14 protein-coding genes are annotated in these 16,716 nt (G+C 61.7%); 7 read left to right on the forward strand and 7 right to left on the reverse strand.

From position 1 onward, the window contains the following. Positions 1 to 36 precede the first annotated feature (36 nt). Complete coding sequence (locus BLT40_RS08455) at positions 37 to 915, reverse strand: EamA family transporter (protein WP_079520553.1); 879 nt, start codon at positions 913 to 915, stop codon at positions 37 to 39. Between the two features lie 145 nt (positions 916 to 1,060). Here BLT40_RS08455 and BLT40_RS08460 point away from each other — a divergent pair, with 145 nt between their 5' ends. From BLT40_RS08460 to BLT40_RS08485, 6 genes are all read left to right on the forward strand, one after another. Then, entirely contained in the window at positions 1,061 to 2,194 is a 1,134-nt protein-coding gene (locus BLT40_RS08460) for an aminotransferase class I/II-fold pyridoxal phosphate-dependent enzyme (protein ID WP_079520521.1), read from the forward strand. A gap of 606 nt (positions 2,195 to 2,800) precedes the next feature. Then, positions 2,801 to 2,992, forward strand: a complete 192-nt coding sequence (locus BLT40_RS08465) for a hypothetical protein (protein ID WP_079520519.1) — start codon at positions 2,801 to 2,803, stop codon at positions 2,990 to 2,992. An 8-nt stretch (positions 2,993 to 3,000) separates the two neighbouring features. Further along, positions 3,001 to 3,819 (forward strand): GTPase, encoded by an 819-nt coding sequence (locus tag BLT40_RS08470; protein WP_079520518.1) that lies wholly within the window; start codon positions 3,001 to 3,003, stop codon positions 3,817 to 3,819. A gap of 3 nt (positions 3,820 to 3,822) precedes the next feature. Next, a complete protein-coding gene (locus BLT40_RS08475; RefSeq protein ID WP_079520517.1) occupies positions 3,823 to 4,212 on the forward strand; it encodes a hypothetical protein in 390 nt (129 codons plus the stop codon). Further along, entirely contained in the window at positions 4,209 to 5,957 is a 1,749-nt protein-coding gene (locus BLT40_RS08480) for a GTPase (RefSeq protein ID WP_079520516.1), read from the forward strand. The genes BLT40_RS08475 and BLT40_RS08480 overlap by 4 nt, the downstream gene beginning before the upstream one ends. After that, positions 5,954 to 7,501: a GTPase gene (locus BLT40_RS08485; protein ID WP_090352655.1), complete on the forward strand. Its 1,548-nt coding sequence runs from the start codon at positions 5,954 to 5,956 to the stop codon at positions 7,499 to 7,501. Before BLT40_RS08480 ends, BLT40_RS08485 begins: the two co-directional genes overlap by 4 nt. A gap of 82 nt (positions 7,502 to 7,583) precedes the next feature. Here BLT40_RS08485 and BLT40_RS08490 read toward each other — a convergent pair whose 3' ends face one another. Then, positions 7,584 to 8,585 (reverse strand): helix-turn-helix transcriptional regulator, encoded by a 1,002-nt coding sequence (locus tag BLT40_RS08490; RefSeq protein ID WP_139382638.1) that lies wholly within the window; start codon positions 8,583 to 8,585, stop codon positions 7,584 to 7,586. Between the two features lie 531 nt (positions 8,586 to 9,116). Here BLT40_RS08490 and BLT40_RS08495 point away from each other — a divergent pair. Beyond that, the gene (locus BLT40_RS08495; RefSeq protein ID WP_079520513.1) at positions 9,117 to 10,550 is read left to right on the forward strand and encodes a phospholipase D family protein; all 1,434 of its coding nucleotides are present in this window, start codon (positions 9,117 to 9,119) and stop codon (positions 10,548 to 10,550) included. An 871-nt stretch (positions 10,551 to 11,421) separates the two neighbouring features. Here BLT40_RS08495 and ssb read toward each other — a convergent pair. The 5 genes from ssb to BLT40_RS08520 form a co-directional block, all read right to left on the reverse strand. Then, a complete protein-coding gene (gene ssb, locus BLT40_RS08500; RefSeq protein ID WP_079520512.1) occupies positions 11,422 to 12,036 on the reverse strand; it encodes a single-stranded DNA-binding protein in 615 nt (204 codons plus the stop codon). Between the two features lie 184 nt (positions 12,037 to 12,220). Then, the gene (locus BLT40_RS08505; RefSeq protein WP_090352656.1) at positions 12,221 to 12,736 is read right to left on the reverse strand and encodes a fimbrial protein; all 516 of its coding nucleotides are present in this window, start codon (positions 12,734 to 12,736) and stop codon (positions 12,221 to 12,223) included. Continuing rightward, a complete protein-coding gene (locus BLT40_RS08510; protein WP_176809130.1) occupies positions 12,733 to 15,090 on the reverse strand; it encodes a fimbria/pilus outer membrane usher protein in 2,358 nt (785 codons plus the stop codon). The genes BLT40_RS08505 and BLT40_RS08510 overlap by 4 nt, the downstream gene beginning before the upstream one ends. A gap of 105 nt (positions 15,091 to 15,195) precedes the next feature. Further along, on the reverse strand, positions 15,196 to 15,933 hold the full coding sequence (locus BLT40_RS08515) for a fimbrial biogenesis chaperone (RefSeq protein WP_090352658.1): 738 nt from the start codon (positions 15,931 to 15,933) through the stop codon (positions 15,196 to 15,198). 75 nt (positions 15,934 to 16,008) lie between these two features. Beyond that, a complete protein-coding gene (locus BLT40_RS08520) occupies positions 16,009 to 16,563 on the reverse strand; it encodes a fimbrial protein (RefSeq protein WP_090352659.1) in 555 nt (184 codons plus the stop codon). Positions 16,564 to 16,716: the final 153 nt, after the last annotated feature.

Raw genomic sequence — 16,716 nt, forward strand, 5'->3', positions numbered from 1 at the left:
GTCGGCGACCCGGGATGACCGGTGCGGCGTCCGCTGTCAGCCGACGACCTCAGGCGATGAAGCAACGCCGCGCTTTGCCGTTACCGTGCTTCCTATGGAGGCCACGACGATAAAACCGATCGCGCTCCACTGCGAAACGGTAAGCAGTTCGCCGAGCAGCAACATGGCCCATAGCGAAGCTACCGCTGGCTCAAGGCTGACCATGATGCCGAACGTCTCACTGGGAAGCCGCTTCAGAGCCATCATCTCCAGCGACATCGGGATCGCGCTCGACACGATGGCCACACCCAGTCCCGCGAGCAGAATCGCGGGGTGCAGCAGGGTGGATCCCGCATGGGCGACACCGTAAGGCACCACGACCAGACTGGCCGCCACCAGACCCAGCGAGACCGAATGACCCGCATGCAAATGGCCGGCCTGCTTACCGAAAAGGATATAGAGCGCCCAGCAAACGGCCGCACCGAGCGCGAGCGCTACGCCCGTGGGATCGACCGTATGCTGACCGGCCAGCGGTAACAGCATGCCCAGCCCAATGACGGCGAAGGCGAGCCAGACGAAGTCGATCGCCCTTCGCGAAGCGAGCATCGCCACGGCCAGGGGCCCGCTGAACTCGATGGCAACGGCGATGCCGAACGGAATGGTTCGTAACGCCAGATAGAAGAGCAGATTCATGACGCCCAGCGTCAACCCGTAGCGGATCACAAAGCCGGCGTCACGCCGACTGAGCGGCCAGCGCCAGGGTCGCCAGAACAGCACGAGAACGATCGCGGAAAAACCGACCCGGAGCGCCGACGTGCCCTCGGCGCCGATGAGAGGGAACAATCGTTTCGCGAACGACGTGCCGATGCACAACGAGGTCACCGAGCCGAGCACGGCCAGGGCCGGCAGCCAGAGAGAGGTTTGGCGGGGAGTCATGGCGCCACTGTAGCGAGGCATTGGCGCGCATTCCATGGGCGCCGTCCGGACGGCGATGAACAGGCGGACACTAGACTGATAATCTCGTATGGACATATAGTCCACTCAGACCCGCTCGTATCCGCCACGCTTCCAGGACCGACTGATGACCACCCTTCCCGATTTCCAGCTGGAGACCTACTTTTCCCGCTGGGAGTTCTCGGTGCGCTACAACCTCGCGGCTTCCGATGCGCAAAGCCTCACCGTATCGGCACTACTCGACCTGGCCGATGACCGTGATCGTGCCGCGTTCGATTCCCTGCCGCTGAGCTACACGCAGACGTACGGCGCCCCTGAACTTCGTGAAGCTATCGCGTCGACTTACGAGGGCAGGCACGCGGCAGACATTCTCTGCTTTGCCGGAGGTGAGGAAGCGCTCTACATCGCCATGCGCGTACTGCTCGAGCCCACCGATCACGCCATCGTGGTCACGCCCAATTACCAGTCGGCGGAAACCATCCCTGCGGCGATCTGCGACGTCACCGGCGTCGCGCTCCGTCCCGACGATCACTGGTCGCTCGACATCGATGAGATAAGAGCGGCCGTACGACCGAACACGCGGCTGATCGCCATCAATTTCCCGCACAACCCCACGGGCAAGATTCTCGAGCGGGATCGTTTCGACGCACTGATCGGACTCTGCCGCAAGCACGGCATCTGGCTGCTCAGCGACGAGGTCAACCGGCCTTTGGGAGCGACAGGCACCGTGCACTTGCCGCAGGCCACCGATGTCTACGAGCGTGCGATCTCGATCGGCGTCATGTCCAAGGCATACGGACTGCCGGGGTTGCGCATTGGCTGGATCGCCTGTGCCGACCACGAACTCCTGCAACGCATGGAGCGATACAAGCACTACACATCGATCTGCAACTCGGGGCCTTCGGAACAACTTGCGTTGATCGCCCTGAAAGCCCGCGACACCATCCTAGATCGGCAGCGACAGCTTCTCGACCGTAATCTCGAACGTGTCGACGCCTTCTTCGGCGAGTGGAGCGAGCGATTCGAATGGCGCCGCCCGGACGGAGGTTGCATCGCCTTTCCGCGCTACCTCGGTCCGGAAGGCGTCGAAGTCTTTGCGAGGCGCCTGGTCGAAGAAGCGGGAATCCTGTTGCTTCCCGCCTCCAACTACCAGTCCACGCTGACCGCGACGCCTGCCGACCGTTTCCGTATCGGATTTGGTCGCAACGAAACAGGCGATGCCCTGACGGAGCTATCCAAATACCTCCGGCGAACGAGCTGACAGATCTATTTCAGGAGCTGGTCGATGACCGGATCCGTCCTGGTCGTCTTGACGTCGTGCCACCTGGCGCGGAAAGCCTGCCGCTATCTGCCCTTCGTGCGACACAGCTTGTCGCACTCTCACCGACTATATGGCCTGGCCGTATACCCATGCGTTGCGGCGTCTTTAACCTTTGAGGAACTGACACATGTTCAAGATCATCGGCACCACGGTCGTATACGGCTTCGCACTGTTCGGCCTCGCCAAGTACCTCGCCAAAGACGAAGCGGTACTTTGACAAATGCCATATTGCCAAAGCTCCGCGGCTTGACGAATACTTAGCCACAGGGGCGGCCCGCTCTCCGCGCGCAACGCGCGATCGCATCGGGCCATGGTGAACATGATGAAGGGAATCTTACGCTTGCCGATCAATCAACCCAGTACCAACGCCTAACACACTCGCCTTGCGTGACGTAAAAGCGTCGCGCGACGAATGTTCGTCGCCGCTACAGGCTCGCGGTAGCGTGCACGATGCCGGCCATCTGAAGCTCTCCAACCCTTTTTATTTACCTGCCAGCCAAATGGCCCGGCAGATTCAACGTCCAGACAAATCACAGGGGCTTTGCAATGGAATCCGAAGTCACCAAAAGTGAGATGGGTAGCGCTTTCGAATGGACCAATGAGCAGTCCGTCGACGGCGTCGCTGGCGTGGTTAGGGCGCAAGAACTTGCCGACGAATATATCGCGGGTAACGCGGGTACCTTCGTGGTGACTATCCCGGCCCACGCCGCCGTCCCATCTGCAGATACGCACTTCTAAGGATTGGCATGAGCGTCGAGAGCCGCCTTCGGAAACATCTGCCCAAGCATGCACATGAGATTGATCGCCTCATGGCTTTGCTTCAGTCTGGCGCACCGCCGGTAGTGACCGTGGTCGGCAAATACAACCATGGGAAGAGCTCGCTACTCAACGAGCTGATTGGAAGTGAAATCTTCGCGGTGGCCGACGTCCGGACAACTGTCGAGCTCCAGCCCCATGGCACCGAAACGGCCCAGTGGCTGGACGCACCAGGGCTCGACGCCGACGTGACTGGCAGCGATGACCAGAAGGCGGCCCTTGCCGCTGACTTCCGCGGCGACATTCGTCTCTTCGTGCATTCGGTGAAGGAAGGCGAACTCGACGCCGAGGAGCTGCGCCTGTTCAGGGAATACTGGGCTGACGACAAGGCAACCGGACGGAAAACCCTCCTGGTGCTGTCCCAGGCCGATCAGGTACCCGACGGCGCGGTGCTGACCAAGGTTTGCGACACGATTACGGGGCAGGTCGAGGGATACCCCCACACGCTGGTCTCATCCACGCGCCATCAGAAAGGTCGTATGGAGCAGAAGAACCTCCTCGTTGATCACAGCGGCATTCCGGCGCTTCAGCGCGTCATCGAGAGAGCTGTAGAGGGCGTGAAGTCGGCACGACGGGTCGAGGCAGCAACGCTGGCGGACCGCCTGGATCAAGCGCTCAAGAAGAAAGGGCGCGCCCTTCGCAAGAAGCGGGATGAGATGGTCGCTGATGCCGGCGACGTCGAGACGTCCTTCCTGCAGAACATGCAACGCGCCGTCGATACGGCCATCTCCATGATGCGGAGCAACTGAGCGATGGGCCTTCTCTCGGATCTCTACGACACGGTCTTTGGTTCGACGCCGGCCTCGGTGGATACCGACAAGGCGCACCGGGCACGTACCTTTCAACTGCAGAATCAGGCGTGCGATGTTGTCCGGAAATGCCTGGATACCAACGGCATACCCTACGACGACCATGTGAAGACAACCGTCCTCTCACTGGTCACCCACAGCAGCCTGAGTGATCCGGTGAATCGACACCAGCTGATAGGCCGGTGCGCTTACTTCTTCGGCGAGACGCAGGCCATGAAGAAGCGCCGCGCGGCCATTGATAAGAAGCGTCGCGCCATTGCATCGGTCAACCGGCTCCGCGGTGACCTTGCCAAGATGCTTGAAACCCAATCAACCCATCCGGACGCGCCATGAAGGCCCTCCCTTACGTCAACGATTCAAGCGAAGGCCGCTTCTTCGATGCCCTCGATCGCTACCAGTTCATCACGGACAACATGGCAGGCTATGTCGACAAGCTGCAAGCATGGCGCCTGGGGCTCTGCCGCGATCTCGATGCCATACGGCCGCCGGTGGAGAACCTCAAGCAGCGCGGAGCGTTCGGCAAACTGGTCACCTCCATGCACCAGGCCACCTCGGCTTGCCTGACTGCATGGGCCGACCAGTGGGATGACAATGGCCCCGCGGAGGAGCTCGCACGCCAGTTTGGCGACCGGTGCGTCGTCCTCGTGTTCGGTAAGGTCAACGCCGGAAAGAGCTCGTTCTGCAACTTCCTTGCGGAGCGCTTTGAGGCGCGCGGTCACCGAGCCGAGCGCTTCCACGTAGACCAGGGGCGGCCCGTCGACATGGACGAGTTCTTCGCCGAGGGCGCGACTGAAACGACGGCGCGCATCCAGGGCGCTTATCTGGGCAACCGCCTGGTGATCCTGGACACGCCTGGCTTGCTGTCGGTAACGAAGGAAAATGGCGACCTCACCCGGCGCTTCACCAACAGCGCGGATGCGGTCATCTGGCTCACCAGCTCGACGTCGCCGGGCCAGGTTCAGGAGCTGGACGACCTCGCTGCAGAGCTTTCGGCTGGAACGCTGCTCCTCCCCGTCATCAGCAAGAGCGATGTCTACGAGGAAGACGAGGAGGACGGCAAGATCGTTAATGTATTGATTAATAAGTCAAAATCGAACCGCGACCTGCAAGAGACCGATGTCCAAGCTCGTACGGCGCAAAAGCTTGAGGCGATCAGCACCTGCGCGCGAGTCGCCGATCGTCCGGTCTCGGTATCAGTTTATATGGCCAGGAAAGGGAACGGAAACTCCCACACAATGGAAGAAGCCGGGCTTGACCGGCTGTTCGACAAGCTGAATGACATCGTGAGCCAATCGGTCAGCAAAAAGCGCAAGCGCGTGCCACAGCTCATGATCCGCCATCTGGAAGAGAAGATATTGCGCTCCCTGCGCGGCGATCTTGGCGAGCATTTCCAGCGCATGCATGCCATGGGGAAGAACGCCGCATCACGCTGCGACGAACGCTTAACCCACATCGTGCAGGCGGTGCAGACGGAGTGCGAGGCCACACTATCCCAGCTTCTTGAGAAGCATAAGGGCCGGCAAAACGTGACCGCTGTATGTAGCGAACTTTCCGACGCGCTCAACGCCTCATTACAGGTGGAAGTGCAGCGTGTAGCAAAGGAATTTCTCGTCACCATCGATGATTCTTTGGGGCGCATTGTGGCCGATGAGGACCTTCGGTTCGAAGACGACACCATTGACGTAAATCGAAAGAAGAATGCTGCATACAAAGCCTTGGTTGGAGCGGCGACAGCAGCCGGTGGTGCTGCACTTGCTGGGCTCACCATCGCTACCGGCGGCCTCGCGATCCTGGCTGGCGTAGCAGGCGGTATCGTGGGTGGCATGATCGGCACCAAGGGTGCCGAATTCATCCCTGACAGCGAAGTCATCAAGCAAAGCGTTGGCGTGAGCTATTCCAACCTTCAGGTGCAACTGCAGGCGCGACTCAAGTCATCTATCGAGATCGGCGCCCGCGGGGCAATCGACCGCCTCAAGGCGTCGATCAAGCTCATCACCGACGGCGCTGACCAGTTCAATGCGGTCGTCGCAACATACGAAGCCAAACTGATCGCCATGAAGGAAGGATTGCAAGCATGACCCCGTTTGTTGCCTGCGAGCAGCTGCTTAGCGATGCTGCACCACTGGCGTCCCGTTACGTCCCAGGGATTGATGCCACCCTTTCCACGCTCGAGCAGCAGGTCCGGGACGACCGGGTCAAGGTCATGCTCTACGGCGCGTACAACGCCGGCAAGAGCACCCTCATCAATACCCTTCTGGCGGAAGAAGCCGCCACGGTCGGTGACATCCCTACCACGGACAACGTGCACGCCTACGATTGGGAAGGCAACGTTCTTCTGGATACGCCAGGGGTGAACGCCCCGATCGAGCACGAGGAAGTGAGCCTGGCCAGGCTCAAGGAGACCGACCTGGTTCTTTTCGTGCTCCGCCAGGAGGATCAAGACGCTGACGACGTGCTTCGGCGTATCTTCGAGCTTCTCGATGCCGGGCATCCCGTGTTTATCGTGCTCAATGTCCCTGACAGCGACCCTGATTACGTCGAACACACCCGGGAGCGGCTCGGTGCCACCCTGCTCACGTATGCGGCGGCGCGCACGCCGGCGTACGGCGTCGAGGCCCTTGCCCAGATTCCCGTAGCCATCCTCAATGCCCGGAGCGCACTCCGGGCCCGGCTGGACGGCAAAGCGCTTCTTCAGGAGCGCGCAGGATTTGATCAGTTCATCGAACAGTTCAACGCCTGGCTAAAGCGCCACGAGGGAGTGCAGGAACGTCTGGCGTCGCTCAAGGCGAACGTGACCAGGGCATTGATGCAGCCCGTCAAGGCGGCCATAGACCACGTCGAGCTACCCGATGCCGAGACTGATGACGCTGTTCAGGCCAGGGCGGATCTGGTCCGGGCTACTAGGTACCTCCGGCAGACCGCGATGAGCAAGACCCGGCATGAGATCAATTTGCGCAGGGCCGCCCTGAGCAAGGCGCTCGCCCTCGGCGACTCCCAGGCCGCGATTGCGCAGGTGACCGTCGTCTCAGGCGAGGTTATCCAGTCCGTCGAGAAGTGGCTTCAGGACGAGGCAGAGCACGGCGTACTCGCTGGTCTCTCAGCGCGGCTTGGCGTCGGAGAGATCGACATCGGTGAAAGCGCTCAAGTCGATGACTCGAAGCTGGGTCGTGCCGGTCGTGACGCTGCCATCAACACCGCCAAAAGCGGTGCCAATGCCGAGAACATCACCAAACTCCTGCTTCTCGCGCGGAAGCTGAAGCTCTTCGGTTTGAAGGGGCGCCACGAGAAGACCCTTGAAAAGCTCGCCGGGAAGGCGGCTCCGTGGCTCCAGTTGGGCCTTGCCGCGGCGGAGGCCGGCGTGGCCCATTATGACGAGGCCAATGAGAACAAGGTGCTGCTTGGACAGGCGCTCGCGCACGAGCAACGCGTCACCTCCATCTGCACGCAGATTCAGACAGACATCGTCGAGGGCATCGATTCCCAGCTGAAGGATTACTTCAACCAGCTTGTGGAGCCCGTGGACGCCAGGCTGGACGCGCTGCGGGAAGGCGAAAGTTCGCTCAACACCGACAGACTGGCCTGGGCGGCCCTTACGGCACGCGTGCAGGACCTGGCAATCTGACGTTCGCTCGTGTCGGGGAGGGAGCCTAGTCGCTCCCTCCTCGCACGATTCGTCCGAACACCGGGGCCAGGGGACTGAGGGCTCACGCGCCGCCATAGTGTTCCACGGACGCCATAGCATCCCGCCGCATTTCGTCACGCAGCGCCTGCGGCTCAATCACCGCCACGTTGCTGCCGAACGCCTTGAGCCACCAGCGGAGCGTTTGATCCAGCTCGACCGTGGCAGAAACATCGACGTGCTCCCCTCCTTCGGCAGCAACAACCTGCTGGTCCGACGACAGGGGCGTCTCCCGCAGATGCTCAGCCGCGCCCGCCGAGAAGCGCGCAACGAGCTTGATTAAGCCCTGCGATTCGTACTTGGCGGCTGACTTGGCATAGGCCTGGAAGTCGAATCCCTCGGGCACGGAGGCCTGCTCGTGAGACCTGCGTGTACGGGACAGGCGGTGCAATGCCAGCTGGCGGATATTGTCGTAGTCGAACAACGTACACACCAGGTACTGGACCGATCCGCGAACGACGAGGCCGAGAGGATGAATCGTGACTTCGCGCGACTCCCTCGCACCCTTGGACCGATACTCAGCAACCAGCTGGCGACGCATCGCCAGAGCCTCGTGAACATCATTCAGGACGTGGCGGTCAATCACCGGCGGCAGGAGCGCCATGGCCGTCGGGACAACGGCGGTACGCCGATGCCAGTCATTCCAGGCACCATGGGCCATCTCTTGCCGAGCCAGGTAAAAAATCGGCATCAGCTCACGCATCAGGCTATCGGGGAGCAGCGGCCGCAGATGTACCTGCGCAAGCAGCAGCGCAATCCCTTGCGGAATACTCAGGCGCGGCGTGAATTCGATATTCGCGTCTCGCATCCACGACCAGCCGAACGGCTTGCTGGAGTCATCAGCAACGAGAGGAAACCTGGCTGAGAGATTCTGCAAATCGCGCTCGACCGTACGCCGGCTGACCTCGATACCCTCCTTGGCCAGATCCGCACTCAGCTCAGCAACGGTCTTCTGTCGTGGCGCGCGCGGCATGGCACGCAACAGCGTCCATTGCCGCCAGATCGTTTCATTGGTTGAAGCACTCACGTTTCCGCCCCCTGCAGCTATCGACGCTCTCCATGATGCATCGATGTGCGACGTAGTATGTCGCACCGCTACCGAGAATGGGATAGGAGGCTTCCGAATCCTGAGGCATGCAGCAACCTGGCCGGATGCCTCAATTTACTTGCATATCGGAGTATTGCCGTGATCAATTATTCGCGCGTGCCGCGAGCGTTAGCCAGCATTTCTGACTCCTCTCGGTATCACGGCTCCTTCCTCGCCGGCCTGGTCTGCAACCATGTGGGGTAAGCCACCTAGTTGGACATTCGAATACCTGAACTGCGACTGGCGAAAGACAACGCCACCTGCAGGGGATGCCTTGATCCATGGCATTACGTCATTCGCCCACTGCCCCGCCTGCACCAGCGAGAACCTGTTCCGCCGCGAAGCGACGGAGATTGAACGCCTTGTGGAACTACTCATGCCACGCCGCCGGGTAGGTCGTTAGGCCTGCTCAGCAGGGGATTGTCGTGACCTGACGAGTGTGATTTCATTCCGCCAAACAGGGAGATCATTATGTTCGTGTCGGGGGACGCATATTCCACGCGCGTAAAGGAACTATTCGCAACCGAGCAGCCGCTTGACGTTGCCATCGCTTTCTGGGGAACGGGTGCCGAGGCAAAAGCCGTAAGCAAGGCTGGCTCCGCACGTCGGATTATCTGCAACCTGGGTAGCGGCGGCACAAACCCCGACGTGATCGAGAAGCTCGGGGAGAGCCCAAGGGTCTCAGTCAAGAAGCTGGACAACCTCCACGCCAAGGTCGTTATCGGCAAGGACGTTGCCATCGTCGGATCGGCCAATTTTTCTGCGAACGGCCTTGGCCTTGAGGATGGCGAGCTCGCCTATTGGCAGGAGGCGGGTTACATCGTCACTGACAAAGCTGAGCTGAAGCGCCTGCGGACCTGGTTCACCAGTCTATGGGACAGCGAGGCGAGCACCATCACGCCCTTGGACATCAAGAACGCCCGGGAAGCCTGGGCTCTACGCCGCAAAATGCGCCCAAAGCTTCGGGCGGCTAACGATGCCTTTGTCATCACCAAAGATAATTGGCTCGGATTCCGGGACCGGCAGATTCACGTCATCGTGTGGGGGCGATTCCCTACGAAAGCCGAGAACGCTCGCGCCCAACAAGATCGAAAAGAACGTGCCGATGAATCGGCGGATAGCTCTGACAAGGCAAAGGTAAGAAGCGGGCTGGATTATTACCACAACTGGGGTAACGATATTCATCGTCACAAGCACGCTCAGTTCATCGACGTGCATTGGATGAGCAAGGCAAAGCGATTCGATTGTCGCGGCGCGCGCACGTGGATCAAGGACGGGCATTCCGTTCAAGGCGGCGAGGCCATGGATGTGCTGGAGATCGTGCGCCACCTAGGGGACATGCGTTTCTCGGGCGTCGAGGCGAAGGCGTTCACGGAATTCATGAATACCATGCCGAAGGTCTGGGGTGACAAGCAGTTAAAAAAAAATGATTCGTCGTTCGTGATTTCGCTTGATGACGTACTGGAGGCGCGCTTCGGCACACCCGACGCTGGCAAGAGCAATGTGCATGAGGGCGACGACGAACTCGACCCCGCAAATGCCACCCTGCTCGAGGCATGCCGGCATCTGGTGACCCCGGATGGTCAATCCGCCCGATGGATTCGCATGCAGCGCCCGGAGATACGTACCGGTTATGAGACCGCCGCGGATAAGCGGCTTAGCGCCGTCGTTTGTCTCTTCCGGATTCTGGCAGACAAGCCGGGACGGGAATGCCAGGTCCTGACCTACATGAGCGCCCGGGAATCTCGTCGGTTCGGCAAGTCGGAGCCCACCCCCAAAAATCCTGACCGAACGTTACTCACCCTGCCCCTTGCGGATCTTATGCGTGATCTTCCTGAGATTCACGATCGTGCTACGCGTGCGTTTCTAAAGCGATCGCCGAAGTACTCTGATATCCGTCGATGAACGGTGAATTCTCGAATCCAAGATGCCGCGGCCGTGTTGCCATGTCGACGCGGTACCAGGTAGTAGTCGCGAGCACCCGTGTTGTCTTCGCTGAGCCGCACGGCCAGGGTGACGTCGGGCATCAGGTCCATGTCGAAACGCACGTTCCAACGCAACGATCCCAAGTCTCTCCGGTGGCACTTTCGACGTCCCCCCGCCTTCAGTAGCGGTCCGATCTTGAGTCCAGAATTACTGTAACTGTTTTGCGTAGGCGGCATGCGGCGGACTCATCCAATGCTGAACCCAGCAGGGTGTGGGACAGCCAGCGTAGATAGTTGGCCATATGAGTCAGGCGGACGTACTCGCTTCCCGTCTGACCCGCTGGTTTGCTCTGCTATGCCGAAGAGGCACTACCACCGCGCTGTCATGCTTACCAAACCGTTTCTGGCATATGTCTCTGATCGCATCCAACTCGGCGGGGCTCAGGAAGCGCCGACCCCTGATTCGGTCCTCCAAATCGATACCACACGTGCTGCAGTGGGTGAGGAGTACATTTAGGGCAGCACACACAGCGTCCATGGTCGCCACTGACAATGATCGATTACGCACCTGTGCCGTTACAAGCAGGTTCGGGTAGAAGAGGGGGATATCCGAGCGGGGATCAACAAGGACTCGGTACCTTTCACCATCTTCCATGATGAAACCTCGAGTTCGGTATCTCAGTAGCATCTCCGTACTCCAATCAATGGCTCGCAACACTTCTCAAGATGCAGCTTAGGCGAAGACTCGGAGATGAGTTCAGTGCGAAATTGTCCGGTCTTAAAAAAGAAAAACCCCCGACGAATCGGGGGCTTGTAAGTCAAAACCGTACAAAAACGGTCTAAGGCATGTCCTAGAACGGGATGTCGTCGTCGTCGAAGCCTTCGTTGACCGGCGGTGCGGAACGCTGCGGAGGCGCGTTGCCACCACGGGGCTGGCCGTAGTCGTCGCCGCCACCACGCTGCGATTGACCGCCACCGTAGTTGCCGCCCCCACGCTGCTGACCGCCACCACCGCTACCGCCACCCCAGTTGCCACCGCCGCTCTGGCCGCCACCGCCGCTGCGAGGCGCCTGCTGACGTGCGCCGCCGCCCTGGCCGCCGCTGAAACCGCCACCGCCTTCACCGCCACCCTGGCCGCCGAGCATCTGCATCTCGTTGGCAATGATGTCCGTGGAGTAGCGCTCGATGCCGTCCTTATCGGTGTACTTGTCGGTGCGAAGCGAACCCTCGATATATACCTGACGCCCCTTCTTCAGGTACTCACCGGCGATTTCGGCCAGCTTGCCGAACAACTTCACACGGTGCCATTCGGTGCGCTCCTGCTTTTCGCCCGACTGCTTGTCGGTCCAGGCTTCCGACGTGGCGAGACGCAGGCTGGTGATCGCCGTACCGCTACCGGTGTAACGGGTCTCGGGATCCGCGCCGAGGTTGCCGACAATGATGACCTTGTTGATACCGCGTGCCATGGATTTCCCTCGTATTCGTGTCGTTGGACGCCCGATCCGGCGGATCGTCGTCGCTCCCGCCCATCATAGCGAGCCTGCGGCAAGCGCGGGCTGGCGGGGTCGGACCGTGTAGTTTGGGCGATGGCCGCCATCACCGCAAACCCCGATGCGCCGGCCGCCGCCGGAGCGCGCTGTCGTCCCAGTCTCATTCCCAGGTGATCTCGACCACCGCGGTGGCCGTCGCATCCCCGGCGCCAAGATTGCCTGTTCTCACGTACCTTGCCTCGAAAGCGAGCTGCGGGGCGCCACCCGGCCAGGAGAAGCCGACAGGCGTCTTTCCATCGGGAACGATGGGCTCCCCCGATCCGGTCCGCATCTCGATCGCAACACCACGCGCCGTACCGTCAGGCTGGAGCAGCCGGGGGTCGGGCGGATACGGACGAGCGCGCAGCGTCACGGCGGCGCGCGTCGCACCGACGCAGTCGACGCCTGAAAATGCTGCGCGACGCCATGGGCTAGCCGCACCGACCCGTCCCAGGTCTCCGTAGGCGACGCTTCCGAGGTCGATCCGGATCCGTTGATCCGCAAGACCGCAAGAAGCCACCACGGCTCCGGTGACCTCGAAATCGAGACGGTCGTCCGCCCGCGTCCCTTCCGGGGTCAAGGCCATGAGCAACGCGGCCATACCGCCCTTTGTCAGGGAGGCGATCCTGATCGTCATCTGCATACTCCTTCGTAATGTTTCAGTCCGGCCCGTTCGCCTGCCAGCGTCGGCCGCAACTCGCAGACGCCTCCCGCCTGATCGGACCACCGCACTCTCAAGGTGGGCGTACCGCCGTCCGAGCGAAGGAACGACCGACCGCCCTGCCCGATCACCCCGATCGAGCGCCCTTGGTCGTCGACCACCTCCGCACCGAACGGCAACGGTGCCCCATCGCTGCGACGGCCGGTGAGAAGAATCGTCGCGTGCTCATCCGTCTCGAATGGGATAACGACCACCGCGCCTGCCGTGGGCACCACGCGCGCGTGAGTCGACGCCAGTGAGACCCCGAGCGGCAGACCCGTGGGATCGATGTCCACACTGTTCCACCGGTAAGGGGCGAGGCTCGGCACGATGGCGTATCCGCGCCTGTCGACGTGAACGGATGTGGCGGATGCCAGGCGGGCGCCGCGCGCGTGGCGCGCCTGAACCAGTCCGGAGGCGTTACCCAGAAACGGTGCAAGCGTGATCCCGCCCGCATGAGCCACGATACCGCCCGAGGCGGACATTGACGCCGCCCTTCCCACACGGGACCGCTCCACCGCGACGCTGAGATCGCCACCACCGGAGGAACGGGAAACCGATGCGTCCAGCCGTGGACCACCGGCATGTGTCGCAGCCGATGCGGCATATCCCCACGCACCCTCGCTACCCGCGCTGCCGAGCAGGCCGGCTCGCAGTTGCTTGCCGTCCGGCCCCATGCGCAATGCCGCCTGCGACGCCACGCGCGAACGCTCACCATCTAGGGGAAGGGAGATCGTTACCTGTGCGGTGTTTTCCGAGGCGCGGTCAGACGAACGCGATGCCGTTCTTAACGAACGACGTAAAGAAACGTCCACAACGGCCGCGCCCTTGACGTGGCTCCATGACAAGGCCTGATCCCACTCCCCGCCTCCGCTGTCCGGCAGGTGCGTGTAGCCGAACGCGAGGCCGAATGAGCCGCCGGCTTCGTCTAACATGTGTTGATATGAGATATCCGCTCTTCGCTGTCGCGCGCGTGAGCGATCGGCGTTCATCGCTCCCGCTGCCATTCGCTGCGCCCCACCTGACACGGTGGCTGAGAGCACGCCGCCACGGTCCGACCGATGTCCGTAACGCAGCCGCCAGAGCGTTCCAACCGGTCCCGCACCCCGGGCCAGCGCGTGAGTCACATCGGCCGAGAACGCGCCGACCAGCGTGTCGACCGCCGCGCCACCCACCAGCCACGTGTCGCTTCCGATCACACGCTGTGCTGCCTGTACGGTCCAGCCGTGACGCACACCGCGACGCCAGGCGGCTTCGAGCAGCCACGGCTGGCGGAACGAACCGCCACGCCATCGGCCCACGCCCATCGAGTAGCGGGTAGCGCCTTCACGCATCAAAAGCGGGAGCGAAAAGTAAGGCACCCTGTAACGAATGCGGCGACCGTCGGCTTCGGCGATCTCGACGGAGAGATCCCCTCCCCGGCCCGCCACGCCGAGATCGTCGATGACGAAGGCACCCGGCGGAACGGACAGCTCCCTGAGCAAACGACCTCCCTGGCTAACCGTCACCCTCGCATGGGTCGCCGCGACGCCGCGTACCTGAGGCGCATAGCCATCACCCGCGTCGGGACGCATACGCACGTCACTGGCAAGCCTCACGCCGCGAACGAGGACCGGCTCCAGCAGATCGTCCCCCAGGATGACGTCCCCCGCTCTCCAGCGTGCCTGGAGTCGGTCGACAGCTCGTTCGACGAACGTGTGTCCCTGCCGGTATTCGCCCTGCGACCATGATCCGGCGTGCCGAAACCGGTAGCGGCCCAGATTCAACCCCGCATCGCCGGTGAGGAACAGGGAGCGCGAGGACCGATGCCGTAACGCGCTTTGATGAAAATTGGCGCGCCACGCCAGCAGCGCGGCTGTCACGCCGTCCTTCCATTGCTCGCGAGGCGCGACGCCGCGGGGACGACGTACCAGCCACGCCTGCGGAACTTCAATGTCGAGGCGCTGCTCGGCGACGTCGAGCCGCGAGGAGCTTTGCGGAATACGTTCGCTCAGAGGCGCGCAGTCGTCCTCCGCAAACGACCGTTCTTTCCTGACGAGGCCGAAACTTTCGAGCTCTGCCCGACTCAGGCATGGCGAAGCATCGTTGCCCGTGTAACGCTCGACAAAGCGTACGGCGCGGCGTACCTGCCACTCGTCGTTCATCCAGATGTCGACGTCGTAGACGCCGGGCAGGACGGGATTTCCATGGGCATAACGGGAGAGGTCAAGTCCCATGGCGAGACCATCCGGAAGAAAACCCGCGTCGAACTGAACGGATCGTGCGTCCTGCGCACACACCATGCAACTCATGAACATCCCGGCCACGCCCACCATGCACGCGCTCACCCACCGAGCGGGGAGAGCGCCACACCGGAGCCCTATCGCGCTGGATCCGTCCATGAATCCTCTCCCGGATCATGGGGCCAGCTTCGCCGTCCCGGGGACGACGGCGCCATAATCGTTGATGACGGCGTAAGAGACGTGCGTGAGTTCAGAACCCGTGGGCGATGGAACAGGGATGATCAACGATCCACCCGGCATGACCATGCCACCCCCGAGAGGCACCGTCGGCGCGCCCGGTGCATCCGACGGACCCAGCCCGATGGCGTTGAACGACACGACATAAGGCGAAGGATTGGCAACACGCAACGACGCGGGGCCATCGCCACGAACCAGCGACCAGACGAGCTTCGCGGGCGCCTGATCGACCGTCGACGGCAGTCCTTCCGGTCGATGGAACAGTTTGAGGCGATGTCGAAAAGCGAACTGGAGAACGTTCGAACTCTCCGTCTTGTCCACTTTCGGAGGAATCTCGAGCACGTTCAACCAATAGAGCTTTTCTTTGTCGACAGGCGTCGTATCGCCCACATGAACAATACGCACGGCATGCCCGTGACCCGGGTCGATCCGAAAGACCGGCGGCGTGATGACAAAGGGGCCACGCGCGGTCTGCGGCGACGAAGCTTCATCGCCGTCGTCGATCCACACCTGCACCAGCGCCGGCTCTTCCCCCTTATTCTGCAGGCGGACAGCGACGTCCCGCTGCGCGGCGGGAAAGACGACACGCGTCGCGCCGATGACGATTGCCGGCTTGGCCGGGCTCGCCATCAAAGCCATGACGACGCCCGCGGTCCATGCCATTTGCTTCAGCATGCTCGTTCCTTTTGCATGAGAGATACGACCGGACAGACGGGGCCGGTCGTCGTGATTCGCCACGCGGGGTTCGGGTCAGTCGTAGACGACCTGAAATCCGACACGAGAATTCGCCGTGCCCTGCGTCGCACCGCCAAGGCTGTAGTAGCGCGCAAGCAATTCGATCGTTGCGCGGTGTCCCTCGATGACCACCGGCCTGGACTCGCCCGTAAACAAATGAATCGGCGTTCCGTCACCGTTGGCGATTTCGATCTGAACGTTCTTCGCGGCATCGGCCGCCGTGTCGATGTTCAATCGACCCGCCGTGCGATCCATCGCGGGACTGGATGGATCGAAACGGATTTTCGCTTTCAGTCCGTCGGCGCAGTCGTCGTTGCCGCCTACGACGATCAGGAAGCCCTTGTCGCCCGCCACGTCTCCCGGTGCCGCCAGTTTTGCCACGGAGATGCCGTCGAGTCCGACGGATTTCTTGACGGCCCCGCCACCCGGCGCCTGTCCTTCGACGTTGCATGTGGTGGCGACGATACGACCGGTGATCTCGATGGAACCGTCGTTTGCCGCGAGTGCAGCGGACGACGAGACGGCGAGAGCCGACGCGATGAACACTGGTGAGAGAACTTTCTTATACATGGCGACGGCCTCTTCAATGGGAAAGGACGCGCACCGGAAAACGTGCGGGACGGCGCGCACACGAAGTCTGGTCGAGGACCTGGAGGCGATCGATACGCAAATTCTGAAATAACGACTACAGACGCCGCGATACATGCAGGCACCCATGACACG

Origin of the sequence: Dyella sp. 333MFSha (genome assembly GCF_900102405.1) — a bacterium.
Taxonomy (GTDB): domain Bacteria; phylum Pseudomonadota; class Gammaproteobacteria; order Xanthomonadales; family Rhodanobacteraceae; genus Luteibacter; species Luteibacter mycovicinus.

Coding starts and splice junctions, on each gene's coding strand:
- ssb (WP_079520512.1), bottom strand. CDS start 12,036: ATGGCACGCGGTATCAACAAGGTCATCATTGTCGGCAACCTCGGCGCG.
- BLT40_RS08495 (WP_079520513.1), top strand. CDS start 9,117: ATGTTCGTGTCGGGGGACGCATATTCCACGCGCGTAAAGGAACTATTC.
- BLT40_RS08520 (WP_090352659.1), bottom strand. CDS start 16,563: ATGTATAAGAAAGTTCTCTCACCAGTGTTCATCGCGTCGGCTCTCGCC.
- BLT40_RS08455 (WP_079520553.1), bottom strand. CDS start 915: ATGACTCCCCGCCAAACCTCTCTCTGGCTGCCGGCCCTGGCCGTGCTC.
- BLT40_RS08465 (WP_079520519.1), top strand. CDS start 2,801: ATGGAATCCGAAGTCACCAAAAGTGAGATGGGTAGCGCTTTCGAATGG.
- BLT40_RS08475 (WP_079520517.1), top strand. CDS start 3,823: ATGGGCCTTCTCTCGGATCTCTACGACACGGTCTTTGGTTCGACGCCG.
- BLT40_RS08510 (WP_176809130.1), bottom strand. CDS start 15,090: ATGAGTTGCATGGTGTGTGCGCAGGACGCACGATCCGTTCAGTTCGAC.
- BLT40_RS08505 (WP_090352656.1), bottom strand. CDS start 12,736: ATGACGATCAGGATCGCCTCCCTGACAAAGGGCGGTATGGCCGCGTTG.
- BLT40_RS08460 (WP_079520521.1), top strand. CDS start 1,061: ATGACCACCCTTCCCGATTTCCAGCTGGAGACCTACTTTTCCCGCTGG.
- BLT40_RS08480 (WP_079520516.1), top strand. CDS start 4,209: ATGAAGGCCCTCCCTTACGTCAACGATTCAAGCGAAGGCCGCTTCTTC.
- BLT40_RS08515 (WP_090352658.1), bottom strand. CDS start 15,933: ATGCTGAAGCAAATGGCATGGACCGCGGGCGTCGTCATGGCTTTGATG.
- BLT40_RS08470 (WP_079520518.1), top strand. CDS start 3,001: ATGAGCGTCGAGAGCCGCCTTCGGAAACATCTGCCCAAGCATGCACAT.
- BLT40_RS08485 (WP_090352655.1), top strand. CDS start 5,954: ATGACCCCGTTTGTTGCCTGCGAGCAGCTGCTTAGCGATGCTGCACCA.